Annotated in this window: 21 protein-coding genes and 5 tRNA genes; 25 read left to right on the top strand and 1 reads right to left on the bottom strand. The window is 42.8% G+C overall.

What is annotated here, in order from left to right:
* The 25 genes from B9T36_RS12250 (at position 1) to rpoC (ending at position 25,258) form a co-directional block, all read left to right on the top strand.
* Positions 1 to 780, top strand: a complete 780-nt coding sequence (locus B9T36_RS12250; RefSeq protein ID WP_086209754.1) for a uroporphyrinogen-III synthase — start codon at positions 1 to 3, stop codon at positions 778 to 780.
* Entirely contained in the window at positions 777 to 1,619 is an 843-nt protein-coding gene (locus tag B9T36_RS12245; RefSeq protein WP_086209753.1) for a hypothetical protein, read from the top strand. The genes B9T36_RS12250 and B9T36_RS12245 overlap by 4 nt, the downstream gene beginning before the upstream one ends.
* A gap of 4 nt (positions 1,620 to 1,623) precedes the next feature.
* Positions 1,624 to 2,817: a hypothetical protein gene (locus tag B9T36_RS12240; protein WP_086209752.1), complete on the top strand. Its 1,194-nt coding sequence runs from the start codon at positions 1,624 to 1,626 to the stop codon at positions 2,815 to 2,817.
* A 7-nt stretch (positions 2,818 to 2,824) separates the two neighbouring features.
* Entirely contained in the window at positions 2,825 to 3,253 is a 429-nt protein-coding gene (locus tag B9T36_RS12235) for an acyl-CoA thioesterase (protein WP_086209751.1), read from the top strand.
* 150 nt (positions 3,254 to 3,403) lie between these two features.
* The gene (locus B9T36_RS12230) at positions 3,404 to 3,727 is read left to right on the top strand and encodes an H-NS family nucleoid-associated regulatory protein (RefSeq protein ID WP_086209750.1); all 324 of its coding nucleotides are present in this window, start codon (positions 3,404 to 3,406) and stop codon (positions 3,725 to 3,727) included.
* A 197-nt stretch (positions 3,728 to 3,924) separates the two neighbouring features.
* Complete coding sequence (gene gspN, locus B9T36_RS12225; RefSeq protein WP_086209749.1) at positions 3,925 to 4,635, top strand: type II secretion system protein N; 711 nt, start codon at positions 3,925 to 3,927, stop codon at positions 4,633 to 4,635.
* Complete coding sequence (locus B9T36_RS12220) at positions 4,635 to 5,462, top strand: type II secretion system protein N (RefSeq protein WP_086209748.1); 828 nt, start codon at positions 4,635 to 4,637, stop codon at positions 5,460 to 5,462. Before gspN ends, B9T36_RS12220 begins: the two co-directional genes overlap by 1 nt.
* Positions 5,463 to 5,501: 39 nt before the next feature.
* Complete coding sequence (gene gspD, locus B9T36_RS12215; RefSeq protein WP_086209747.1) at positions 5,502 to 7,829, top strand: type II secretion system secretin GspD; 2,328 nt, start codon at positions 5,502 to 5,504, stop codon at positions 7,827 to 7,829.
* A 110-nt stretch (positions 7,830 to 7,939) separates the two neighbouring features.
* Entirely contained in the window at positions 7,940 to 8,653 is a 714-nt protein-coding gene (locus tag B9T36_RS12210) for an FHA domain-containing protein (RefSeq protein ID WP_086209746.1), read from the top strand.
* Between the two features lie 85 nt (positions 8,654 to 8,738).
* Complete coding sequence (gph, locus tag B9T36_RS12205; protein WP_086209745.1) at positions 8,739 to 9,407, top strand: phosphoglycolate phosphatase; 669 nt, start codon at positions 8,739 to 8,741, stop codon at positions 9,405 to 9,407.
* A 112-nt stretch (positions 9,408 to 9,519) separates the two neighbouring features.
* Positions 9,520 to 11,013, top strand: coding sequence for an anthranilate synthase component I (gene trpE, locus B9T36_RS12200; RefSeq protein ID WP_086209744.1), 1,494 nt, complete (start codon positions 9,520 to 9,522; stop codon positions 11,011 to 11,013).
* 98 nt (positions 11,014 to 11,111) lie between these two features.
* A tRNA-Thr gene (locus B9T36_RS12195) sits at positions 11,112 to 11,187 on the top strand.
* A gap of 54 nt (positions 11,188 to 11,241) precedes the next feature.
* A tRNA-Tyr gene (locus B9T36_RS12190) sits at positions 11,242 to 11,325 on the top strand.
* 40 nt (positions 11,326 to 11,365) lie between these two features.
* A tRNA-Gly gene (locus B9T36_RS12185) sits at positions 11,366 to 11,441 on the top strand.
* 17 nt (positions 11,442 to 11,458) lie between these two features.
* A tRNA-Thr gene (locus tag B9T36_RS12180) sits at positions 11,459 to 11,533 on the top strand.
* Between the two features lie 146 nt (positions 11,534 to 11,679).
* Positions 11,680 to 12,870 (top strand): elongation factor Tu, encoded by a 1,191-nt coding sequence (tuf, locus tag B9T36_RS12175; protein ID WP_004694925.1) that lies wholly within the window; start codon positions 11,680 to 11,682, stop codon positions 12,868 to 12,870.
* A 48-nt stretch (positions 12,871 to 12,918) separates the two neighbouring features.
* Positions 12,919 to 12,994: transfer RNA gene (locus B9T36_RS12170), tRNA-Trp, on the top strand.
* Positions 12,995 to 13,069: 75 nt separating this feature from the next.
* On the top strand, positions 13,070 to 13,510 hold the full coding sequence (secE, locus tag B9T36_RS12165; RefSeq protein ID WP_086209743.1) for a preprotein translocase subunit SecE: 441 nt from the start codon (positions 13,070 to 13,072) through the stop codon (positions 13,508 to 13,510).
* A gap of 7 nt (positions 13,511 to 13,517) precedes the next feature.
* A complete protein-coding gene (gene nusG / locus B9T36_RS12160; protein WP_004692772.1) occupies positions 13,518 to 14,051 on the top strand; it encodes a transcription termination/antitermination protein NusG in 534 nt (177 codons plus the stop codon).
* 117 nt (positions 14,052 to 14,168) lie between these two features.
* Positions 14,169 to 14,597 (top strand): 50S ribosomal protein L11, encoded by a 429-nt coding sequence (rplK, locus tag B9T36_RS12155; RefSeq protein ID WP_086209742.1) that lies wholly within the window; start codon positions 14,169 to 14,171, stop codon positions 14,595 to 14,597.
* 3 nt (positions 14,598 to 14,600) lie between these two features.
* Positions 14,601 to 15,296, top strand: coding sequence for a 50S ribosomal protein L1 (rplA, locus tag B9T36_RS12150; RefSeq protein WP_086209741.1), 696 nt, complete (start codon positions 14,601 to 14,603; stop codon positions 15,294 to 15,296).
* A gap of 298 nt (positions 15,297 to 15,594) precedes the next feature.
* Positions 15,595 to 16,101 carry a 50S ribosomal protein L10 gene (gene rplJ / locus B9T36_RS12145; RefSeq protein ID WP_086209740.1) on the top strand — a complete coding sequence of 169 codons (507 nt, stop codon included), beginning with the start codon at positions 15,595 to 15,597 and terminating at the stop codon, positions 16,099 to 16,101.
* 48 nt (positions 16,102 to 16,149) lie between these two features.
* Entirely contained in the window at positions 16,150 to 16,515 is a 366-nt protein-coding gene (rplL, locus tag B9T36_RS12140; protein ID WP_004692767.1) for a 50S ribosomal protein L7/L12, read from the top strand.
* 301 nt (positions 16,516 to 16,816) lie between these two features.
* Positions 16,817 to 20,905: a DNA-directed RNA polymerase subunit beta gene (gene rpoB / locus B9T36_RS12135; RefSeq protein WP_086209739.1), complete on the top strand. Its 4,089-nt coding sequence runs from the start codon at positions 16,817 to 16,819 to the stop codon at positions 20,903 to 20,905.
* Between the two features lie 153 nt (positions 20,906 to 21,058).
* Positions 21,059 to 25,258, top strand: a complete 4,200-nt coding sequence (gene rpoC / locus B9T36_RS12130) for a DNA-directed RNA polymerase subunit beta' (protein WP_086209738.1) — start codon at positions 21,059 to 21,061, stop codon at positions 25,256 to 25,258.
* 111 nt (positions 25,259 to 25,369) lie between these two features.
* Here the strand turns inward: rpoC and B9T36_RS12125 are convergent, their stop codons facing one another.
* On the bottom strand, positions 25,370 to 26,221 hold the full coding sequence (locus B9T36_RS12125; protein ID WP_086209737.1) for an alpha/beta hydrolase: 852 nt from the start codon (positions 26,219 to 26,221) through the stop codon (positions 25,370 to 25,372).
* Between the last annotated feature and the right edge of the window lie 234 nt (positions 26,222 to 26,455).

The following is a 26,455-nucleotide window of genomic DNA, read 5'->3' as shown; positions in this document are numbered from 1 at the left end:
ATGTTGTTTATTAATACGCGTCCAGTCGATCGGGCGAAAAGCCTGACTCAAGTGCTAGAGCAACAGGCGGTTGAGGTCTATTCTCTGCCTTTATTGGAACTCATTCCAAGGCTATGGGATACAGACTTGGCACATTTGTATGATCAGTTGCCTCAGGTACAGGTTGTGGTCGTGGTTAGTCCAAGTGCTGTACAGTTTGGTATGGATCAATTGGTGCGCAGTGGGCTAGCTCTGTCTGACTTAAAGCATCTTCAGTGGATTGCTGTTGGACAAAAGACTGCACAAGCTTTAGCTGAGTTTGGTTTAGATAGTGTTGTGCCCGAGGTGGAAAGCTCAGAAGGGATGTTACAATTACCCGTTTTGCAGAACTTGGCTGATGATGCGAGCATTGCATTTTGGCGTGGCGAGGGTGGGCGTCAGTTTATGATGGACACCTTAATGCAACACGGGCGTTTTATACTGAACTTTGTGCTATATGAACGCCGTTGTCCTCATCAAACTTTGCAGCAACAGGCTGAATTGGTTCAATGTTTATCAGAACATAATGATTATGTTGCGCTGATCAGTAGTGAGGCTAGTTGGCTGAATTGGTTAGCTCTGCTAGACACAAACATTCAACTTTTGCAAAAAGGACACTTTTTGGTATTAGGTGAACGTTTGGCTCACATCTTGAAACAGTCTCAACAGCAAATGTATGTACAGTTTAAAGTGAGTGTACTGAAAGACTTAAAGACAGCCACGATTGTACAGTTGTTATGCAGTGGGCAAGGGAACGCATGAAGAAGATTCTTATAGTGGTGTTAATGGCTACGTTGGCGTGGGTTGCGAAGCTGAGTTATGACGTGTGGGGGCTGAGTACACAGCAAACTGCTTTGTTGAGTGAGATGCACCAAATCGAGCAGCGCAGTGCTAATTTGAACGATCAAGTTGTCGCCATGCAACGTCAGAAAGAAACTTTGAAGCAGAGTCCTGCAGTAGCGAATGCGACGAGTAGTCAGCTCACTGAAGAAGTGGTTGAGGGTATTGATCCAATTTTGTTTATCAAACAACAACTGGACTTGGTGGAGTTTGCCTTAAAGCAACAGCAGTATGTGGTGGCCACCGATAAATTGGCCTTTTTAGATATGCAACTGGAAAAATATAATTTGGCTGTGGCGTTGAAGCAAAGTCTGCATCAGGTCATCGCGCGAGATATGCAAACCATTCAGAAATTTGTGGCTGAGCGCAATGAACAGCAAGCACAAATTAACCGTCAACTGCAACAGATTGATCTGGCTTTAAATCGTGAAATACAGCAACCACAGTTAAGCACCGTACGTGATTCGTCTGAACCCTTTTGGAAACAATGGTTTAAGCTTGAACCTGCTCAAGCACCCGCAACAGCGTTAATGCAACGCCAGATTATTTTGAAAGAGGCCCAATTGCGTTTGTTATTGGCCCGTCAAGCCTTAATTTCAGGACAATACACCGAATACCAAAAAGATTTGACTGAGGTTATGTTGCTCATTCAGCAGCTACCAGATCCTAAAGCTAAGGAACTGCTAAAACAATTGAATAAATTAAAGACTTTGATGGTCGTGCCCACCCCGATTTTAGGCACACGTGCGTTGCTGGGGTAATGAGATGAAACAAATACTGATTGCTTATGGCTTGGTGAGTTTAATTGCGATTGCTGTACTGAGTGTTTTGAGTTACGGACATGGTGCAGGCTATGTCTATGTATTTTGGCATGACTGGCAATTGCAAACCAATCTTTGGGTGATGTTTCTTGCATTAGCCGTACTGAGTCTTGGTTTGCACCTATGTTGGCTCGGGCTGAAACGTTATCTTAGTCGGGAAAAACGTAAAGCAGAAACGGTTTTTGATTTTAAAAATTTACATCCTTACGAGCAATTGGCTGTGATCTGGTTGTTAGATGCAGGTCGAGATCAGCAGGCCTTTATTCAAAATGCGTTTGCTCAGTCGGGCTTGCTCAAAAGTATTATTGATGCGCGCTTATACTTGATGAAGGCGCAGTTTCCAGAAGCACTCAGTGCACTAAGTCAAAGCAATGCCATGGCTTTTGAACTGGCTGAACTTCAGCGTATTGAACTCTTTTTAGCGAAAGAGGATGCGGAACAAGCACTCACTCATCTTGAGTTTCTTAATCAACATGAACTTTCACCATGGCTAAAGGATGTACAAACGGCTTATGAATCCTGTTTAAAAGAGTTGTGGGGGCGTTTCGCGGTTCAGTTTCCATGGCTGTATTTGCGTTCAACCCAATATGGTCATTTGGATCAGGATGTGAAGAAAGCATGGTTGAAACGTTTGTTGATTAAATTTGATCAAGCCAGCTATGACAATTTAGAAGATTTAAAACAGCGCTATTTAGATCTATCGGATCAGATTTTTACCCGCAGTTATGATATTCAACTTTTATGGCTTAAATTATTAGCGCGCATGCCTGATTTGAGTGCACAACATGAAATTCTGTCGATTCATTTGCTCAATCAACAGTTTAATGCAGAAGTATTTTATTTGTGGTTTCAACAGCAACTTTTGAAACAGCTACCCGATTATGTCGATTTACAACAGCATATCGAAGCATGGGAAGCGAAGTATATGAGTGTGCCCGTTTTGAGTTTTGCAAAATGGCATATTTATACTGCTTTAGGGAACAAAGACCAAGCCGATGAGTTATTAAATTTATATCCAGATAATGTATTAATGAACTATTTAAGAATCAAGTCGACCTTAAACGGGGATGAGGATTTAATTAAACAGTTAAATTTAATTTTTGAAAATAATGCAAATTTTGTCGAAATGAAAATATAGGTGGATAATGCGGAGCCTGTTAGATTACCCATTGGTTTATACCCAACAGGTGGCTTGGGGAGATATGGATGCCTTTGGTCATGTTAATAACGTCATGTATTACCGTTATGTGGAAAGTGCTCGTTTGGCCTATATTGAGCGGACAGGTATTTTATCTTCGGACATACTGACTGTGGTCGCATCAAATCAGTGCAAGTATTTAAAACCTGTATTTTATCCAGATCAATTAAGCATCGGTGCACGGATTGAAGAACTTAGAAATAGTGCATTTCGTATGCATTATTTACTCTGGAGCGAGCAACAACAATCTATCGTTGCAGAAGCGGAAGCGGTTATTGTTTGTGTCGATAAGGTGAATATGCAGAAAACATTAATCCCTGAACTGACGCGTCATAAACTCAAAGAATTCGAGTTAACCATCGGACATAAAATATAAATGTCTTTTTATTTATTTTAAAAGTCGCTAGACTATATAAATACTGTCTAAGTATTGTTGTTTAAGTCATGGATGAGTTGAGTCTTTGGTCTAATCAAAATATTATTAAATAGGCTCAGTAAATAAAATGTTGGTTAATGGAGTTAATGTATGCCAGATATTAGTAATTTATCCGTAGAAGAGTTAAAGCGTCTACAAATCGAAGCGGAAGCTTTAATTGCATCTAAAAAAGATCAAGCAGTTGAAGATGCATATACCCAAATTATTGCAATTGCAGAAAATGTAGGTTTAAGCATCGAACAAATTTTAGAGTTTGGTGCAACGAAGCGTAAGAAAGGCACGCGTAAGTCTGTCGAGCCACGTTACCGTAACAAAAGTAATGCTGCTGAAACATGGACAGGTCGTGGTAAGCAACCACGCTGGTTAGTGGCTCAGTTGGAAAAAGGTGCGAAGCTAGAAGATTTCCTAATCTAAGTCATCGCCTTGTCACAGACGTGACATAAACTGCAAAAACCAAGCATTATATGCTTGGTTTTTTTTGTAGTTAACGTTTGGTGTTGTTGTAAAATTATGCATAATGTCTATCAAAGAAAGACAAAAAATGAAGCAAGGAAGAATAATTGAAAGTTCGTGGTGGGAGAATCACAAAACCTAAATACGTCACGTGGTGGATGTTTACAGTTGTAGTATTTTTAATCTTCGTTTTGCTGCAAATACCGGCAGCATGGCTCATTGCAAAATTTTATAAAAACAATCAGATTTTGCAGAATGTCAGCGGTAATCTTTGGCATGGACAGGCCGATTGGCAAACTGGAAAATTACGTGGAACCGTTGTTTGGACAACCCGACCTTTAGATTTACTGTTACTGCGTGCAGGCGCCAATGTTGAGATTTATAGTGCCAATACCAAACTGGATGGTGTGTTGGCCTATGGTTTCGGGAAAAAAGTCATCGTGCGGGATTTGAACGGACAAATTGCTCCAGAAACTTTAAAGTCGGTCGCCAATTGGCAATGGCCTAGCAATGCAATCCAGTTGCAAGAAATTGATTTTAATTATAAAAAAGAGCAAGGTTTTAGTCAGGTAGGTGGTGGCATGCAGTGGGCTGGAGGGGAATTGATGTATATCTTTGCGCAACGTCCACAGCAAATGCAAATTCCATCGTTGGCAGGAAAGTTATCGCAAGATCAAAATAAACTCATGATTAATTTGCAGGATCAACGTCAACAAAAACTCATGAATTTAACGGTTGATCCAGATTTGATGCTGGATGTGCAATTAACCCAACGTTTAATGTTAAATGTGCCATCTTATCAAGGTAAAGCAGGTCTAGATAGTTATGTGGTGAGTTCGCGTCAGCCTCTGCTGAAAGGGGGCTTTTAATGGATTTTGATCTACAGAAATTACCAGAGCTGAACCTTAAACAGTTTGAGCGCCTAGCACCACTGTGTTTAATGCTTTTGATCTTGGCACTATGCTGGAAGTTGGCTGGCTTATTTTGGCTCTGGGTGGCGCCACCACAAGTTATGCAAATGCCACGTGTTGAATTGGGTTCACAGCAACCCCAAGTCCCGAATATTACCAATTTTGCGCTATTTGCAGAGCAAAGTAAGAATCCTGCAGATGATCAGCTCAATTTACAGCTACAAGGTGTGGTGGTTGGGCAACCTAGTCAGTTTTCATCTGCTGTGATTAAGTCAAATAATGTAGCAGATCGTTATCGGGTGGGGGAGAGCATAGAAGGCAGTTCATATTATCTGGCTGAGGTCTATTGGGACCGCGCGATTCTCAAAAATAACAGTGGGCAAACCCGAGAATTGTTGTTCCAAGGAATTGATAATCTAGATCAGCAAATTGTGGCTCCGACGACTGCACCTGTTGCAGTTCCTCCTGTGAGTCAAGAGCAGCAAGCATTAGGCCAAGCAGTACAGGGCTTACAACAAGATCGCGAGCAATATTTAAAGGATTTGGGTGTCGGTACCAACAATAATGCTGGCCAAGGTTATCAGGTGACGGAACAAACCCCTGCTGCACTACGTAGTCGTTTAGGCTTGCAGGCGGGAGATCAGATTATGTCTTTAAACGGTCAAGCGATCGGACAGGGGCAAAATGATGCGCAGTTATTGGAGCGTGCGCGTCGTGAAGGACAAGTAAAAATAGAAGTGAAACGTGGTGATCGTATCATTACGGTACAACAAAATTTTCAGTGATCAAGCATCACCAGTATCAGTTAGGAATGATTTGGATTTATGGCTTTATTGAATCACCGCTCAGCATGGGCACTAACAATTGCAGCACCTTTGCTTGCCACGGTGAGCACAGCCAGTTATGCGCAAACATGGAAAATTAATCTACGCGATGCAGATTTAACCGCATTTATTAATGAAGTTGCAGATATCACTGGGAAAAATTTTGCGGTGGATCCAAGGGTTCGTGGCAATGTTACGGTCATTTCAAACAAAGCACTTAACAAAGAAGAAGTTTATGATTTGTTCTTAGGGGTGCTGAATGTGAATGGTGTAGTGGCAATCCCATCTGGCAGAACCATTAAAATTGTGCCTGATAGTAATGTAAAAAGCTCAGGCATTCCCTATGACGCACGTCACCGCGCTACAGGTGATCAGATTGTGACGCGGGTGATTTGGCTGGAAAATACCAATGCCAATGATTTAATTCCAGCATTACGCCCGCTGATGCCACAATTTGCACATTTATCGGCAGTGAATGGAACCAATGCACTGATTGTTTCCGATCGTGCTAGCAATATTTATCAGCTTGAAACCATTATCCGTAATTTGGATGGTACGGGACAAAATGATATTGAAGCGGTGTCGTTACAGTCGAGTCAAGCTGAAGAGATGATCGGGTTGTTGGAGAGTATGAGCGGCACAGGTTCCATCAAGGACTTAAAAGGCTCAAGAATACGTATTATTGCAGATAACCGCACCAATCGGATTATTTTAAAAGGGGATACCGCTACACGTAAACGTATTCGCCAAATGATCGAGATGCTCGATGTGCCTGCTGCGGAACGTCTGGGTGGCTTGAAGGTTTTTCGTTTAAAATATGCCAGCGCCAAAAACTTATCTGAGATTTTACAAGGCTTAGTTTCGGGACAAGCAGTCAATAGTAACGAGTCTGCTGATAATAGTGGCAACACTAATGCGGCCTTTAGTCAGAATAATAACAGTGAGGGTTCGTCTTCACAGATTTCTACACCCAGTATTAACTTAAATAGCCAGTCCAATCGCAATCAAAACAACATCACCAGTTTTAATAGTAATGGAGTGAGTATTATTGCTGATAGCTCACAAAATGCGTTGGTTGTTAAAGCCGATCCACAGCTCATGCGTGAAATTGAGTCTGCTATTCAGCAATTGGATACTCGCCGTCAGCAGGTCCTGATTGAGGCAACTATTCTTGAAGTGGAAGGGAATGATACAGATCAACTGGGCGTACAATGGGCGATGGGTGATTTAAGCAGTGGTGTGGGAATTATTAACTTTGACAATATTGGTTCAAGTTTACAAAGTATTGCGGCGGGTTATTTAGCCAGTGGTGGTGCAGGGGCAGCCAGTGCAATTGGAGCTGGTGCTTCACTCATTTTGGGTGATTACAAAGAAGGCAGTGATGGTTCTCGCCAGTTATATGGTGCCATGATTCAGGCTTTAAAGAGTAAAACCAAGTCGAATCTGCTTTCCACACCGTCTATTGTGACTATGGATAATGAAGAAGCCTATATCGTTGTGGGGGAGAATGTACCGTTTGTGACGGGTTCGGTTTCTACCACATCTTCAGGCACAGCCAATCCCTATACAACGATTGAACGTAAAGATGTGGGTGTAACGCTTAAGGTGGTGCCACATATTGGGGAAGGCGGAACGATCCGTTTAGAGATTGAACAAGAAGTCTCAGATGTCAAAACCAATAAGGGTGAAGCGCAAGATTTGGTTACCAGTAAGCGTGCGATCAAGACTTCAGTCTTGGCAGAACATGGTAATACCATTGTTCTAGGTGGTTTGATTTCTGATAATACAGCCTATTCACGCCAGTCAATTCCTGGTCTAGGTGCAATTCCTGGTTTGGGGCGCTTATTTCGTTCAGATGGTAAGACGGATCAGAAACGCAATTTGTTGGTTTTCATTCATCCAACGATTGTTGGTGATGCTGAGTCAGCACGTCGCCTTTCCCAACAGCGCTATAGTCAGTTATACAGTTTGCAGTTGGCTATGGATAAAGATGGTAGTTTTTCAAAATTACCAGAAAATGTCGATGATGTCTTCCAACAACGTTTGCCTGTTAGCTCAACGAAACCAAGCTTGCCACAATCTTATCAGCGTGTACCGAGCAGCCCGACAGCAACTCAACCTAAGGTAGAAACAACACCTGTTGCGATTGAACCTGTGATTCAAAAACAACCCGTTGCTAAAGTGCCTCAGAAGACCCCGTCAAGTCAGTTGCCACAAGTGCAGCAACCTGAGTCTGTATGGAAGAATTTAAGTGTTGATCGGATGCAAGGTGCCATGCTTGGGCAGATGACACAAAAGTCGGTCTCGACAACTTACTTTAAAATCTGAGGATTTACAGTCGAATACAGCATAGATGATTTTACTTCATCTGCATAAAAGGCAAAATGGTAAAGAATATTCACTGTGTTATGATAAATCAGCACATAGAGAGATAAGTCATGACTTGGAAAATACAAGCAATTTCTGGTGAGTTAACTGGTCAAGAAATTAATATTGATCGTGATATGTTGGTGGGTCGTCATCAGACGGCAGATATATTATTACAACAATCTGAAATTTCGCGTAAGCACGCAGCCTTTTTACTGAAAGAGCAAGCACTCTGGTTACAAGATCTCGGTTCGTCAAATGGCACGTTTGTCAATGATGTGCAAATTGCTGTGGAGACCTTGTTAAAGCAGGGTGATATTGTCCAGTTTGCCAGCTTAAAGTTTTCAGTACTTGAGCCTGCAAAGCCACTTGAGCAGGTGGTTGAGTCAGTAGATGATGCGACGTTGGGTGCGGCTGTGGTAGAAGAGACGATTGCCCAGCCATCGGAAGCTGTTGCTACTTCGGAAACAGCACAAGCAGAACCTGAGCAACCCAAAACAGTAGCACAGCAAATGAATGATCAGGGAATGCCAGAGCTGAAAGAGCGTGATGCTAATGTGAGCCTAACACGTGATGGTATGCCACAAAATGTTGGTATTCCTAAACCTGCGCCTATTCCTGAAGGTGTAGATGTTACTGCTTCAAATGAGTCCCCAGCTGAGGTTAGTGAAGTTTCAATACCCGTTGCTCAAGCGGCTGAGACGCAAAAGAATGCCTCTGTTGGGCTGATCTCGATCATTGTCTTGATTATTTTAGCCATTATTGCGTGGCTGATGTTCAAATAAGATTCAGATCACACTACAATCAAGGCATGCAACAGCATGCCTTGATTGTTTTTGGGCAGCACATGATAAAAATGGGTGAGGGTGAATGAATATTGCTAACTTGGCGCAACGAGAAGTTTTACTTTTTGATTTAGACGGAACCTTGGTGGATTCTGCAACAGATTTACATCGTGCCATGAACATGAGTCTCAACGCCATGCAACTACCAACCGTGACGGAAGAACAGGTGCGGATCTGGATAGGAAAAGGAACGGCACTGTTTTGTCAAAGTACCTTGCAGCATTTGACTGGTGAAGTTGATCCAGCCCAGCAACAACAATTATTGGATACGTTTTTAAAGATTTATAATGCTGACCCATGTGTGGAAACGCTACCTTTTGATGGCATTGTGCCATTTTTGGAATGGGGCTTGGCGCAAAAGAAAACCATGATTTGTGTGACCAATAAGCCTGAACAACCTGCACGCGCCATTGTCGATCATTTGGGGATGAGTCATTATTTTGCTGATGTCATCGGTGGAGATCGTTTTGAAGAGCGCAAACCTCATCCGCGTCAGTTGTTACACTGTGTTGAACAATATGCGCAAAACAAAGACCAGGTCTTAATGATTGGGGACTCATCCAATGACGTTGAGGCTGCACGCCGTGCGGGTATTGATTGTGTTGTGGTCAGCTATGGCTATAATCATGGTGAAAATATTTTAGACTGTCAGCCACAACAAGTGGTGGATAATCTGTGTGAGCTGATTGGGTAACTTTGTAAACGAAGGAATGAACATGAGTAAACATATGGCTTTTCGATGGCGAAACTCAACCTGCTAATTTTAAAAACTGATATCGCCATATTGAAAAAATAGAGAAACACTCATGACAACACAAGCTCAATTCAATCAACTCAAAAACTCAGGTTATAACCTAATTCCTGTCTATCGTCAGCGTTTAGCTGATACCGAGACGCCATTATCTGTTTTTGCTCGCCTAAAAGAGCATAAGCAAGCCTATTTGTTTGAATCCGTGGAGGGTGGTGAAAACTGGGCGCGCTACTCGATTATTGGTTTAGGTGAATCGACAGTTTTCTCGTGCAACGCAGGTGAGCTCACCATTCAACAAGCCGATGGAGCGATAGAAAAGCAGCCTTGCGTAGATCCTTTTCAATATATTCGTGATTTTCAAGCTCAATATAAAGTTCCAACCCAAGCAGATTTACCTGCTTTACCAAGCTTTACAGGGGGCTTGGTGGGTTACTTTGGTTATGATGCAGTACGTTATATTGAACCACGTTTAAATAACGTGCCAGAAGCGGATCCTGTAGGCTTACCAGATATTTGGATGATGCTGTCTAAAACAGTAATTGTGTTTGATAATTTAAAAGATACTTTATTCCTGATCGTGCATGCTGATGTCAATAATGCGGAGGCTTATCAGCAAGCACAGCAGCAACTAGATGTTCTAGAGGATTTGTTGGCAACGCCAATTAGTCTTAAAGCGACTCCACATACTGCACCACATTTTGAGTCACTCACTGGAAAACAGAAATTCTTAGAATCCATTGAGACGGTGAAAGAGTATATTCGTGCGGGTGATGTGATGCAGGTCGTACCAGGGCATCGCATGGTTTCTGACTTTGATGGAGAACCTCTGCAAGTATATCGCGCACTACGTCATTTGAATCCATCGCCTTACTTGTTCTTGGTGCAAGGGCAAACTTTGGAAAATAATCAGCCTTTTCATATTGTCGGCTCGTCCCCTGAAATTTTATCGCGTCTTGAAAATGGCATTGCAACGGTACGTCCGCTGGCAGGAACACGCCCACGTGGTAAAACCAAAGAAGAAGACTTAGCTCTTGAGCAAGACTTATTATCGGATGAAAAAGAGATTGCAGAACATTTGATGTTGATTGACTTGGGGCGAAATGATGTCGGTCGCGTCTCAAAAATTGGAAAAGTGCAAGTGACAGATCAAATGGTGATCGAACGTTATTCACATGTCATGCATATTGTGTCCAATGTTCAAGGCGAAGTCCGTGATGATGTGGATGCATTGGATGTTTTTAAAGCAACTTTCCCTGCAGGCACTCTTTCAGGTGCACCTAAAATTCGAGCAATGGAAATTATTGACCAAGTTGAGCCCGTAAAACGTGGAATTTTTGGTGGTGCTGTTGGTTATTTGGGCTGGCATGGTGAAATGGACATGTCGATTGCGATTCGTACCTGCGTGATTCGTGAAAATAAGGTCTATGTACAAGCAGGAGCAGGGCTTGTTTATGACTCAAATCCTGAATCTGAGTGGAATGAAACCCAAATAAAAGCTCGCGCAGTGATCAAAGCGGTTGAATTATCATCAAACGGATTGATTTTGTGAGTTTTTGACGTTTTTTTTGAAAAAAACACTTGCAAGGATTTTGAGTTTTGCTAAACTGCACACCGTTCCGATACGAAACGTACGAAACACTAAGAAACGCCGGCATAGCTCAGTTGGTAGAGCAACTGACTTGTAATCAGTAGGTCCACAGTTCGAATCCGTGTGCCGGCACCATCTTAGAGAGTTGAGTAAGTTAAGTAAAGAGCGACACTGAAGTAAGTGTAAAATGGTGAGGTTCCCGAGCGGTCAAAGGGGGCGGACTGTAACTCCGCTACGAAAGTTTCGAAGGTTCGAATCCTTCCCTCACCACCAATTTTAAGACTTCAAAAAGTGGTCTTTGTACCAACATCGTGCGGGAGTAGCTCAGTTGGTAGAGCGGTAGCCTTCCAAGCTACATGTCGCGAGTTCGACCCTCGTCTCCCGCTCCATTTGAAGTTTTATATTTGCTCTTATAGCTCAGTGGTAGAGCACTCCCTTGGTAAGGGAGAGGTCTCGAGTTCAAATCTCGATAAGAGCTCCAGATTACAGTTTAGTAGATTATCTACAAGTTTTAAGAAAGCAGGCTTATTAGTCTGCTTTTCAAGTATTTGGTGTCTGATTTTTTTAGGCGATGTGTCGATACTGAGTTGTTTATACCTGTGTTCGACGTAAACGAGGAAGATGAACATGGCTAAGGCTAAGTTTGAACGTAATAAGCCACACGTTAACGTGGGCACAATCGGTCACGTTGACCATGGTAAAACAACTTTAACAGCTGCAATTGCAACTGTATGTGCGAAGAAATTCGGTGGTGAAGCGAAAGACTACGCTGCAATTGACTCTGCACCAGAAGAAAAAGCACGTGGTATTACAATTAATACTTCACACGTAGAATACGATTCACCAACTCGTCACTACGCACACGTAGACTGCCCGGGCCACGCCGATTATGTTAAAAACATGATTACTGGTGCTGCTCAGATGGACGGCGCGATCCTTGTATGTGCTGCGACTGATGGTCCAATGCCACAGACTCGTGAACACATCCTTCTTTCTCGTCAGGTTGGTGTACCTTACATTCTTGTATTCCTTAACAAGTGTGACCTTGTTGATGATGAAGAACTTCTTGAATTAGTAGAAATGGAAGTTCGTGAACTTCTTTCTACTTATGACTTCCCAGGTGATGACACTCCAGTTATCCGTGGTTCAGCTCTTCTTGCACTTAACGGTGACGCTGGTCAGTATGGCGAAGAAGCAGTTGTTGCGCTTGTTGACGCGCTTGACACTTACATTCCAGAGCCAGTACGTGCAATCGACCAAGCATTCTTAATGCCAATCGAAGACGTATTCTCAATTTCTGGTCGTGGTACAGTAGTAACTGGCCGTGTAGAAACTGGTATTGTGAAAGTAGGCGAATCAGTTGAAATCGTTGGTATCCGTGATACACAAGTAACAACAGTTACTGGCGTAGAAATGTTCCGTAAACTTCTAGACGAAGGCCGTGCGGGCGAGAACTGTGGTGTTCTTCTACGTGGTACTAAGCGTGAAGACGTACAACGTGGTCAAGTACTTGCTAAACCAGGTACAATCAAGCCGCACACTAAATTCGATGCAGAAGTATACGTACTTTCTAAAGAAGAAGGTGGTCGTCACACTCCATTCCTTAACGGTTACCGTCCACAGTTCTACTTCCGTACAACTGACGTAACTGGCGCGATCAAACTACAAGATGGCGTAGAAATGGTAATGCCTGGTGACAACGTAGAAATGTCAGTAGAATTAATCCACCCAATCGCAATGGACCCAGGTCTACGTTTTGCGATCCGTGAAGGTGGTCGTACAGTTGGTGCTGGTGTAGTTGCTAAAGTAACTGCATAATCATAAAATAAAAATGCAAATTGGGGTTTAGGCTCCAATTTGTTTTGCAGGCTAGTAGTTCAATTGGTAGAGCGTCGGTCTCCAAAACCGAATGTTGGGGGTTCGAGTCCCTCCTGGCCTGCCAACTTTTTTATAAAAGATCTTGATGTCGGCAAAACTGGTCATATAATAAGTCGCGAAACCTACGACGAGTACAAAAATGTCGAATGAAAAATTACGTGACGCACAAAGCGACGCGGCAATCCCTCAAAGAAATAATTCTGCTGAAGTAGTTAAATCGGGTTCTCCTTTAGACGTGGTCTTATGGATTATTGCATTGATTTTATTAATTGGTGCAACCATGGTGAATCAACATCTACCAGCATATTGGGCACCAGCCAACGATATCTGGGTGCGCGTTGGGGTAATTTTGGCTTGTATCATCGTGGCATTCGGTTTATTATACGCCACCCATCAAGGCAAAGGCTTTGCTCGTTTGTTGAAAGACTCGCGAATTGAGCTACGTCGAGTGACTTGGCCAACAAAGCAAGAAACCGTGACCACATCTTGGCAGGTGCTTGCAGTAGTTGTTGTTGCATCCATTTTATTATGGTGTTTTGACTACATTTTAGGCTGGTTAATGAAGTTTATTATCGGGTAAGAGAGCTATGAAACGTTGGTACATTATTCATGCCTATTCAGGTTATGAAAAACAAGTGATGCGTTCACTTAATGATCGAATCCAGCGTAGCGCTGTAGCCGATAGCTTTGGTGAAGTCCTTGTTCCTACCGAAGAAGTGGTAGAAATGAAGGACGGTAAGAAGCGTAAATCTGAACGTAAGTTCTTTCCAGGCTATGTATTGGTCGAAATGGAAATGAATGATGAAACTTGGCACATTGTTAAAGAATGTCCAAAAGTTTTAGGTTTTATTGGGGGTACGGCTGAGAAACCTGCACCAATTACCCAACGTGAAGCAGATGCGATTCTTGCTCGTGTACGCAATACTGGTGAAGCACCACGTCCGAAGACGATGTTTGAACCAGGCGAAGAATTACTCGTAATTGACGGTCCATTCACAGACTTTAAAGGTGTGGTGGAAGAGGTTCTATACGAAAAGTCACGTTTAACGTTGACTATTAATGTATTTAATCGACCAACTCAGGTTGAACTGGAATTTCGCCAAGTCGAAAAATCAGTTTAATAGATGTTGTTTGAAAACGCCTGACTTATTTATAGGTCGGGCATTGTTGTTGTAACGATATCGTTACTTATAAATTGGGGAGCCTTCACCGGCGTTTGTACCCAGAGGTAATTTGAAATGGCTAAGAAGATTGACGGCTATATCAAGCTGCAAGTTCCAGCTGGTAAAGCGAATCCATCTCCACCGATTGGTCCTGCACTAGGTCAACGTGGTGTTAACATCATGGCATTCTGTAAAGAATTCAATGCTGCAACACAAAAAGTTGAAGTTGGTTTACCAATTCCTGTTGTGATCACTGTGTACAACGACAAGTCGTTCACATTCATCATGAAAACTCCTCCTGCATCTATTCTTCTTAAGAAAGCTGCGGGCATTCAAAAGGGTTCATCTGTACCAAACAAAACTAAAGTTGGTAAGTTGACTCGTGCTCAATTAGAAGAAATCGCGACTACTAAGGAACCAGATTTGACTGGTGCTGATTTAGACGCACGTGTTCGTACCATCGCTGGTTCTGCACGTTCTATGGGCTTGGAAGTGGAGCTATAAGACATGGCAAAGTTAACTAAACGTCAAAAAGCCATTGCTGCTGCTATTGAAGCAAACAAAGTTTACACTTTAGAAGAAGCAGTTGCTGTTCTTGCTGGTCTTCCTGCTGCGAAATTCAAAGAATCTTTGGATGTTGCGGTAAACCTAGGTGTTGACCCTCGTAAATCTGACCAAGTTGTTCGTGGTGCAACTACACTTCCTGCAGGTACTGGTAAAACTGTACGTGTAGCTGTGTTTGCTCAAGGCGCTGCTGCTGAAGCTGCTAAAGCTGAAGGCGCGGACATTGTTGGTTTTGATGACCTTGCTGAAAGCATCCAAGCAGGTAACCTTGACTTCGACGTTGTGATTGCTGCTCCTGATGCAATGCGCGTTGTAGGTAAATTAGGTACGATTCTTGGTCCACGTGGCTTAATGCCAAACCCTAAAGTGGGTACTGTAACTCCTGACGTAGCTACTGCAGTTAAAAATGCAAAAGCTGGTCAAGCACGTTACCGTGTAGACAAAGCAGGTATTATCCATGCTGCGATCGGTCAAGTAGGTTTTACTGCTGAAGCTGTTCGTCAAAACGTTGAAGCGTTAATCGCTGACCTTAAGAAAGCAAAACCTGCAACTTCTAAGGGTGTTTACATCAAAAAGATCACTTTAAGCTCAACTATGGGTCCTGGTCTTACTGTTGATGTACAGAACGTTTCTAACTAAGTTTAACTTAGACAGAATTTTAAAGCCCTGAGTAAAAATCAAAGCGCTGCTTTGATTTTTACGCAAGAAACGCTCTGTCGTATTTTGCAAACTTAGGCAAACTTTGAATTGATAAATGTAAATTTGTCAGCGTCAAAGACCTCAGGCGAGAGTAATTTCGATTACTTTCTTAATCTTCCAGCCTGCGTAGACGCGGTGGTGTGATTTGTTCATCCTCCGCGTGTAAGTTCAGTGATGAACTTGCGAATTGGGAGTGTACTTCGCGTAAGTACATAAATCACCGTTAGGAGGTTTTACAATGGCTCTTCTTATCGAAGGCAAAAAACAGATCGTTGCTGAAGTAACTGAAGTTGCTTCTACTGCGTTTGCTGCTGTTGTTGCTGACTACCAAGGTTTAACTGTTGAGCAATTAACTGCTCTTCGTGTTGAAGCTCGTAAGTTAGGTGTTGCTACACGTGTTGTACGTAATACTTTGGCTAAACGTGCTCTTCAAGATACGCAATTCAATATCTTGAACGACAACCTTGTTGGCCCAACAATTTTAGCTTTCTCAACTTCTGCAGATGATATGGGTGCTGCGGCACGCTTATTCGAAGAATTTGCGAAAACTAATAAAGCATTTGAACTTAAAGCTGCTGCATTTGAAGGCAAACTTTATCAAGGCGAAGAAGTTAGCGTTATCGCGAATCTTCCAAACCAAGAGAAAGCGCTTACTATGCTTGCAAGCGTTCTTCAAGCTCCTATTTCGAAATTGGGTCGCTTACTTACAGCGCTTCAAGAGAAAAACGAGTCAGAAGCTGCATAAGCTCAAACTTAAACACACATCATTCAATACCCATTTGGAGTTACTCTCATGGCTTTAACAAACGAAGAAATCTTAAACGCAGTTGCTGAAAAAACTGTTCTTGAACTTGTTGAACTTATTTCTGCTTTCGAAGAAAAATTCAATGTATCAGCTGCTGCTGTAGCTGTAGCTGCAGGTCCTGCTGCTGCTGCTGCTGAAGAGCAATCAGAATTCAACGTTGAGTTGACTTCTTTCGGCGCGAACAAAGTAGCTGTAATTAAAGCAGTTCGTGAAATCACTGGTCTTGGCTTGAAAGAAGCTAAAGACATGGTTGAAGGTGCTCCTTCAGTTCTTAAAGAAGCTGTTTCTAAAGAAGAAGCTGAAGAACTTAAGAAGAAACTTGAAGAGACTGGTGCTACTATTACTATTAAGTAATGTTACCAGGGGGAGAATATTATTTTCTCCCCAAAAATTGGCTGATGGCTCTTGGGTCATCAGCCTTTTTGCGTTACAATAATCGGCTCGATTTTTGTTTGCTTGGTGGAAAATCCATCAAATTAAAATAAAGATAAAAATCAAACGCTTACCAATATTTTTCAAATTTAAAAATATTGGTAAGCGTTTCAATACCACTGAAAATTGCAGCATTTGTAAAAAGTGGTGGCCATATCGGCCTGCGTAATTCCTTCTGAGCCCGTTCTGCAGGCGGGCTCGGTTTACTTTCCGAGGACTCCAGATGGCATACTCATATACCGAAAAGAAACGGATCCGTAAGAATTTTGGTAAATTGCCTAGTGTTATGGATGCTCCGTACTTGCTCGCGATTCAAGTCGACTCGTACAGAACATTTTTACAAGATGGCAAATCACCAAAAAACCGCGAAGATATCGGTCTGCAAGCCGCGTTTCGTTCAGTTTTTCCTATAGAAAGTTATTCTGGCAATGCTGCTTTAGAATTTGTTGAGTATAGTCTTGGTAAGCCTGAGTTTGATGTACGCGAATGTATTCTTCGTGGCTCAACTTATGCAGCACCAATGCGCGTAAAAATTCGTTTGATCTTAAAGGATCGTGAAACGAAGTCTATTAAAGACGTGCGTGAGCAAGAAGTGTACATGGGTGAAATGCCACTCATGACGGATAACGGTACTTTTGTGATCAATGGTACTGAGCGTGTAATCGTATCTCAATTACACCGCTCTCCAGGCGTGTTCTTCGATCACGATAAAGGCAAAACCCACTCAAGTGGTAAAGTACTTTATTCTGCACGTATTATTCCTTACCGTGGTTCATGGTTAGATTTCGAATTTGATGCCAAAGACCTTGTTTATGTACGTATTGACCGCCGTCGTAAATTACTTGCGACTGTGGTTCTACGTGCACTCGGCTATGACAACACGCAAATCTTAGATCTATTCTATGAAAAAGTGCCTGTATACCTAGACATGGGTAGTTACCAGATTGACCTCGTACCTGAGCGTTTACGCGGTGAAATGGCACAGTTTGACATCGTAGATAACGATGGCAAAACGATTGTTGAGCAAGGTAAACGTATTAACGCACGTCACGTGCGTCAAATGGAAGCTGCAGGTCTTGAAAAACTTTCAGTACCTGATGAGTACTTGTACGAGCGTATTACTGCTGAAGACATCACTTTAAAAGATGGTGATGTGATTGCAGCAAATACTTTGCTTAGCCATGAAGTGATGGTGAAGTTGGCTGAAGGTGGTGTTAAACAATTTAACATTCTATTCACCAATGACATTGACCGTGGTTCATTCGTTGCAGATACTTTACGCGCAGATACAACGACAGGCCGTGAAGAAGCACTGGTTGAAATCTACAAAGTGATGCGTCCAGGCGAGCCACCGACGAAAGAAGCGGCTGAAAATCTATTCAATAACTTGTTCTTCTCTTCTGAACGTTATGACCTCTCTCCAGTCGGTCGTATGAAGTTTAACCGTCGTTTGGGCCGTCCTTACGAAGTGGGTACAGATCAGAAGTCGCGTGAAGTTGAAGGCATTTTGTCGAACGAAGATATCACTGATGTACTCAAAACATTGGTTGAAATCCGTAACGGTAAAGGTGAAGTCGACGATATCGACCACTTAGGTAACCGTCGCGTACGTTCAGTTGGTGAAATGACTGAAAACCAATTCCGTGTTGGTTTAGTTCGTGTAGAGCGTGCAGTTAAAGAACGTTTAAGCCAAGCTGAAACAGATAACTTGTCTCCGCAAGATTTAATCAATGCGAAGCCAGTTGCCGCTGCAATCAAAGAATTCTTTGGTTCAAGCCAATTGTCTCAGTTCATGGACCAAAACAATCCATTGTCTGAGATTACGCACAAGCGTCGTGTATCTGCACTTGGTCCGGGCGGTTTGACACGTGAGCGTGCAGGCTTTGAGGTACGTGACGTACACCAAACTCACTATGGTCGTGTATGTCCAATTGAAACGCCTGAGGGTCCAAACATTGGTTTGATCAACTCGCTTTCAGTTTATGCGAAGTGTAATAACTTCGGTTTCTTGGAAACACCATACCGTAAAGTCGTTGATGGTCGTGTAACTGATGAAGTTGAATACTTATCTGCAATTGAAGAAGTGGGTACTGTCATTGCACAGGCCGATTCTGCAGTTGATAAAGATGGTACGTTAACTGAAGAAATGGTTTCTGTACGTCACCAAGGTGACTTCGTTCGTATGTCACCTGAAAAAGTAACGCATATGGACGTATCTGCACAACAGGTTGTTTCTGTTGCAGCATCGCTTATTCCATTCCTTGAACACGATGACGCCAACCGTGCATTGATGGGTTCAAACATGCAACGTCAGGCTGTTCCGACATTGCTTGCTGACAAGCCGCTTGTTGGTACAGGTATGGAAGCAAACGTAGCACGTGACTCAGGTGTGTGCGTGATCGCAAACCGTGGTGGTGTGATTGAGTTTGTTGATGCATCTCGTGTAGTCATTCGTGTCAATGAAGACGAGATGGTTGCTGGTGAAGCAGGTGTAGATATTTACAACCTGATCAAATATACCCGTTCGAACCAAAATACATGTATCAACCAAAACGTTGTTGTACGTTTAGGTGATAAAGTGGCTCGTGGTGATGTTCTTGCCGATGGTCCTTCGACTGATGGCGGTGAGCTTGCACTGGGTCAAAACATGCGCGTTGCGTTCATGACGTGGAATGGTTACAACTATGAAGACTCGATCTTGTTATCTGAGCGTGTACTTCAAGAAGACCGTTTAACCTCGATTCACATCCAAGAATTGTCATGTGTAGCACGTGATACTAAGTTAGGTGCAGAAGAAATTACTGCCGATATTCCTAACGTTGGTGAAGCTGCACTGTCTAAGTTGGATGAGTCTGGTATTGTTTATATCGGTGCTGAAGTAACTGCTGGTGATATCCTTGTGGGTAAAGTAACCCCTAAAGGTGAAACACAGTTAACACCTGAAGAAAAATTGCTTCGTGCAATCTTCGGTGAAAAAGCTGCTGATGTGAAAGATTCATCATTACGCGTTCCATCGGGTACTAAAGGTACCGTGATTGACGTTCAAGTGTTTACACGTGATGGTCTTGAAAAAGATGAACGTGCTCAAGCAATTGAAAAAGCGCAACTTGATGCATACCGTAAAGACTTGAAAGAAGAATACAAAATCTTTGAAGAAGCAGCACGTGAACGTATTGTTCGTTTGTTGACAGGTCAAGAGTCGAACGGTGGTGGTACAACTAAACGTGGCGACAAGCTTTCTGAAGATGTGTTGTCTGGTTTAGAGTTGGTTGATTTACTTGAAATCCAACCAAGTGATGAAGCGATTGCTGAACGTTTAACACAAATTCAAGTGTTCTTGAAAGAAAAGAGCTTTGAAATTGATGAGAAGTTTGCAGAGAAAAAACGCAAACTTTCTACAGGTGATGAATTAACAACAGGTGTATTGAAAGTTGTTAAGGTTTACTTGGCTGTTAAACGTCGCATCCAACCGGGTGATAAGATGGCGGGTCGTCACGGTAACAAGGGTGTTGTTTCTAACATCTTGCCAGTTGAAGATATGCCGCACGATGCCAATGGTGTTCCAGTCGATATCGTATTGAACCCGCTGGGTGTACCGTCACGTATGAACGTGGGTCAGATTCTAGAGACTCACTTAGGTATGGCAGCGAAAGGTCTTGGCGAAGAAATCGACAAGATGTTAAAAGCGCAACGTACTGTACTTGAGCTTCGTGGATTCTTAGACAAGATTTATAACAAAGTTGGTGGCGAGCAAGAAGATCTTGATAGCTTAACTGATGATGAGATCTTGGTTCTTTCTGGTAACCTTCGTAAGGGTGTTCCACTTGCAACGCCTGTATTTGATGGTGCTGAAGAATCACAAATTAAAGACTTATTAGAGCTTGCGAACATTTCACGTACTGGTCAAACAGTATTATATGATGGTCGTACAGGTGAACAGTTTGACCGTCCTGTAACTGTAGGTTACATGTACATGCTGAAACTGAACCACTTGGTAGACGACAAGATGCACGCGCGTTCTACTGGTTCTTACTCATTAGTTACTCAACAGCCGCTTGGTGGTAAAGCACAATTCGGTGGTCAGCGTTTCGGTGAGATGGAAGTCTGGGCGCTTGAAGCATATGGCGCAGCTTACACGCTTCAAGAAATGCTTACTGTTAAGTCGGATGACGTTGAAGGTCGTACCCGTATCTATAAGAACATTGTAGATGGTAACCATTATATGGACCCAGGTATGCCTGAATCGTTCAACGTATTGACCAAAGAGATCCGTTCTTTAGGTATCAACATTGAACTGAAAAATGGTGACTAAGAAATCTCCCCCAGCCCCTCTTTATTAAAGAGGGGAGCAAGTCCCCCTTTATAAAGGGGGATTTAGGGGGATTAGATATTCCCAAATTTCAGTAAAAACAATATTTGTGACCCAGTTGGGAGAGCGTAGCTCCCCAACACACGGAGAAAAAAATTGAAAGACTTGCTCGATATCATGCGCAAAAAGACGGATTCAGACGGTCATGCTCCAGTTGAGTTTGATCGCATCCGTATTGGTCTTGCGTCACCAGAAATGATTAAGTCATGGTCTCATGGTGAAGTTAAAAAGCCTGAAACCATTAACTATCGTACGTTCAAACCAGAACGTGATGGTTTATTCTGTGCCAAAATTTTTGGTCCAGTCAAAGATTACGAATGCTTGTGTGGTAAATACAAGCGTATGAAATACAAAGGCGTCATTTGTGAAAAATGTGGCGTTGAAGTAACAACTGCGAAAGTTCGTCGTGAGCGTATGGGTCACATCGAGCTGGCGTCTCCAGTTGCACACATTTGGTTCTTAAAATCACTTCCAAGTCGTATCGGTCTATTATTAGACATGACTTTACGTGATATTGAACGTGTATTGTATTTCGAATCTTACGTGGTTACTGACCCAGGTATGACTCCATTTGAGAAATACCAACTTTTAAACGATGAAGAATACTTCAATGCTTTAGAAGAACACGGTGATGAATTCACTGCGAAAATGGGTGCAGAAGCCGTTCAAGACTTGTTAAAAGACATTGATCTTGAAAACGAAATTTCACGTTTACGTGAAGAAATTCCAAACACAACGTCTGAGACGAAGCTGAAAAAAGCGTCTAAGCGTTTGAAGTTGATGGAAGCGTTTAAAGAGTCAAACAACAAGCCAGAATGGATGGTGATGAATGTACTTCCAGTACTTCCACCAGATCTTCGTCCGTTAGTACCGCTGGAAGGTGGTCGTTTCGCGACTTCTGATTTGAATGACCTTTACCGTCGTGTGATCAACCGTAACAACCGTTTGAAGCGTCTACTTGACCTTGCAGCGCCAGACATTATCGTACGTAACGAAAAACGTATGTTACAAGAGTCTGTCGATGCATTGTTAGACAACGGTCGTCGTGGTCGTGCAATCACAGGTTCGAACAAACGTCCGCTTAAATCTTTGGCTGACATGATCAAAGGTAAGCAAGGTCGTTTCCGTCAAAACTTACTTGGTAAGCGTGTAGACTATTCAGGTCGTTCGGTCATTACCGTAGGTCCTACTTTACGTTTGCACCAATGTGGTCTTCCGAAGAAAATGGCACTTGAACTCTTCAAGCCATTCATTTTCGCGAAACTACAAGCATCTGGCCAAGCAACCACCATTAAAGCTGCGAAGAAAATGGTTGAGCGCGAAACGCCAGAAGTTTGGGACGTTCTTGCTCACGTGATTCGTCAACACCCTGTGATGTTGAACCGTGCGCCTACACTTCACCGTTTGGGTCTTCAAGCATTTGAACCGATTCTGATTGAAGGTAAAGCAATCCGTCTTCACCCGCTCGTTTGTGCTGCGTTTAACGCCGACTTCGACGGTGACCAAATGGCGGTACACGTACCATTAACACTTGAAGCGCAGTTAGAAGCGCGTGCGTTAATGATGTCGACCAACAACATCTTGTCTCCAGCGAACGGTGAGCCAATCATCGTACCGTCTCAGGACGTTGTCTTAGGCTTGTATTACATCACGCGTGATGCGATCAATGCCAAAGGTGAAGGCATGGTGTTTGCAGATACTCACGAAGTGAACCGTGCACTTGCAACAGGTCAGGTCAATTTACATGCTCGCGTAAAAGCACGTGTACACCAGACTGTGATTGATGAAAATGGTAACCGTGAACAGCAAACCATTGTTGTGGATACCACACCTGGTCGCTGCTTACTTTGGGAAGTTGTGCCAGAAGGTATGGATTTCCAACAAATCAACGTTGAGATGACCAAGAAAAACATCTCTAAATTGATTAACTCTTGCTACCGTAAATTAGGTCTTAAAGATACAGTGATCTTTGCGGACCAATTGATGTACTTGGGTTTCCGTCAAGCGACACGTTCAGGCGTATCGGTCGGTATGGAAGACATGGTGATTCCACCTGCGAAGTACTCAATTATTGAAAAAGCGGAAGTTGAAGTTCGTGAAATTGAGCAACAGTTCGAACAAGGTTTCGTAACTGCGGGCGAACGTTACAACAAAGTGGTCGATATTTGGGCACGTACCAACGACCAAGTAGCGAAAGCGATGATGGACAACTTGTCTTTTACCACTGTTAAAAACAAACAGGGTGAAGATGAGAAGCAAAAATCATTCAACTCGATCTATATGATGTCTGACTCAGGTGCCCGTGGTTCGGCAGCTCAGATTCGTCAGTTAGCGGGTATGCGTGGTTTGATGGCGAAACCAGATGGTTCGATCATTGAAACTCCAATTAAAGCGAACTTCCGTGAAGGTTTGACCGTACTTCAGTACTTCATTTCAACACACGGTGCGCGTAAAGGTTTGGCCGATACAGCACTGAAAACAGCAAACTCTGGTTACTTGACACGTCGTCTTGTAGACGTAGCACAAGACTTGGTTATTACTGAGCCTGACTGTGGTACTTTGGGCGGTCTTGTCATGACTCCGTTCATTCAAGGCGGTGACGTGATCGAGAACTTAGGTACTCGAGTACTGGGCCGTGTTGTTGCTGAAGATGTGAAGAAAGCAGGTTCTGACGACGTTATCCTGCCACGTAACACTTTGATTGATGAGAAACTTGCAAACTTCTTGGAAGAGCAAGGTGTCGATGAAGTTAAAGTACGTTCAGTGGTTGCGTGTGAATCTACATTCGGCGTATGTGCGAAATGTTATGGTCGTGACCTTGCACGTGGTCATCAGGTGAACCCTGGTGAGTCTGTGGGTGTTATGGCTGCGCAGTCGATTGGTGAGCCGGGTACACAGTTAACAATGCGTACCTTCCACGTAGGTGGTGCTGCAAGCCGAACGTCTGCTGCAAACAGCGTACAAGTTCGTAACAAAGGTACCGTACGTTTCCACAATGTGAAAACAGTACAACATGCTAAAGGTCACTTGGTATCGACTTCTCGTTCAGGCGAAATTGGTATTGCAGATGATTTAGGCCGTGAGCGTGAGCGTTATAAACTGCCATACGGTGCGTCTATCTTGTTGAAAGATGGCGAAGCTGTAGAAGCAGGCGGTATCGTAGCGACTTGGGATCCGCACACCCACCCACTTGTAACAGAAGTTGCAGGTAAAGTACGTTTCAGCCAAATCGCTGATGGCGTCACTGTTACCTCTAAAACTGATGATGCAACAGGTATGACGACGATTGAAATCTTACCTGTGACTGCACGTCCTGCGTCTGGTAAAGATTTACGTCCTGCGGTTGTTCTTGATACGACGGATGGTGGTGAGCAGTTCTACTTCCTACCACAAAACACGATTCTTTCTGTCCGTGATGGCGAAACAATCGGTGTGGGTGACGTTATTGGTCGTGTACCACAAGAAACTTCACGTACACGTGACATTACCGGTGGTCTACCGCGTGTAGCTGACTTGTTCGAAGCGCGTAAACCGAAAGAGCATGCAATTCTTGCTGAAATTTCAGGTGTTGTAAGCTTCGGTAAAGAGACTAAAGGTAAGAACCGTTTAGTGATTACTCCAGATGATGGTTCTGAGATCTATGAAGAGCTGATTCCTAAATGGCGTACCATTAACGTGTTCGAGGGTGAGCATGTCAACCGCGGTGAAACCATTTCTGATGGTCCACAAAACCCGCATGACATCTTGCGTTTGAAAGGTGAAGTTGCATTAACCAACTACATCGTGAACGAAGTTCAAGACGTTTACCGTCTGCAAGGTGTAAAAATCAACGACAAGCACATTGAAGTCATCGTACGTCAAATGTTGCGTAAAGTTGATATCACTGATGGCGGTGATACAAGCTTCATCAAAGGCGAACAAGTGGATTACATCCGCGTGATGCAAGAGAACCAAGCTGTTCTTGCGCAAAACAAGTTCCCTGCGAAGTTTGAACGTCAATTGATGGGTATTACTAAAGCGTCGCTTTCTACTGACTCATTTATCTCTGCTGCATCGTTCCAGGAAACCACTCGCGTGTTAACTGAAGCGGCTGTAACAGGTAAAGAAGATGATTTACGTGGCTTGAAAGAGAACGTGGTTGTAGGTCGTTTGATTCCTGCAGGTACGGGTCTTGCGTATCACTTAGAGCGTCGTCGTCAAGAAGCTGAAGCTGCAGAGCATGAGCTTGTAAACGACTTCTCTGATGTGGATCAAGCATTAAGCCAAGCATTTAGCGATGAGTTTAACGGTCTGTAATTAGCCCTTTAAATGAATAAAAAGCCACCTTCGGGTGGCTTTTTTATGCGTGCTAAACAGCAATGCCATGCTTATTTTTTGAAGTAAGCGAGTTACATTAATCACATTCAGTTAATGAGTTTGTATAAATTGATTCACTGCTTCGGTATATTTATAATTTTTTCCTAAAGAGTTATTGATTTCAGTATGCGAAAGCGGAATAGCGAGTAATTGTGCCTGAGTACCAACGCTTTGTGCTTGTTGAATGAATTGCTGTGCTTGAATACAGGGTTGGTCTGGACGAATTGTTGAACAAACAGCAAGAAATGCAGGTAAGCTTTGATGAATTTGTAAGACAGGAGAAAGCGCTTTCCAATTTGAGGGTTGAGTGCCAAAGGCTTGATCATAAAATCGAGCATGCCGAGTTTGCATGATCTTTTCGATATTGTAAGCGGCACTATCTAAAGCAATGGTGGTTCGCCAAGCTCGAGGTTGTGCTATTAACCAAGAGGGGCGTGTGCTCAGTAGGCTCACTAAATGAGCGCCAGCCGAGTGTCCCATCAGCACAAGTTGTGTGGGGTCAGCATGCCAATCAGAGGCATGGTTTTGAATATAAATTAATGCTGTTGCGACATCTTGGGTTTGTTGTTGTACTGTCGCCTCAGGAACTAAGCGATAATTGATTGAAATAAATATCCAACCTCGTTGTCCCCAATAATCCACTTTATTTTTGATCACCACAGTATTATTTTTATCACCTATGCTCCAAGCACCGCCATGGACCATAACCATTAATGGTGCGTTTTTTTGATCTGCTAAAGGCTTAGATGGAAAATAAACATCCATCATTTGCTTAGCATGATGGCCATAAGCAACATTTTTGAGTGATTTTACTGTAGATGAGCTTTGACTATTGAGTACATCTGCACGTGCAGAAGGATTGAGGCAGAGTAACAGGAATATTGAAGTAACAAGTATTTTCATTCTTTTTTCCTTTAAATTCAAAGGTTAAAATGAGTTAAGGATTCTTTCTACAATTTCTTGAATTAAAAGATTTAAGTTATTTACTCGGGGTGATCTCAAATGAACAAAGTGATATTTCATAGATCAAATGGTCTTTTTACTTGGTTTGCATTATTACAAAAAAGAAAATAATGCACGGGGTGCAATTACATAATTTGATCATTTTGTGTAGAAAATAAGACTATGCTTTGATCA

It is taken from the genome of Acinetobacter sp. ANC 4204, assembly GCF_002135205.1.
In the GTDB taxonomy this organism is placed as follows: Bacteria; Pseudomonadota; Gammaproteobacteria; order Pseudomonadales; family Moraxellaceae; genus Acinetobacter.
Note: the sequence above shows the minus strand (reverse complement) of the source record. Positions and strands in the feature narration are given on the sequence as shown.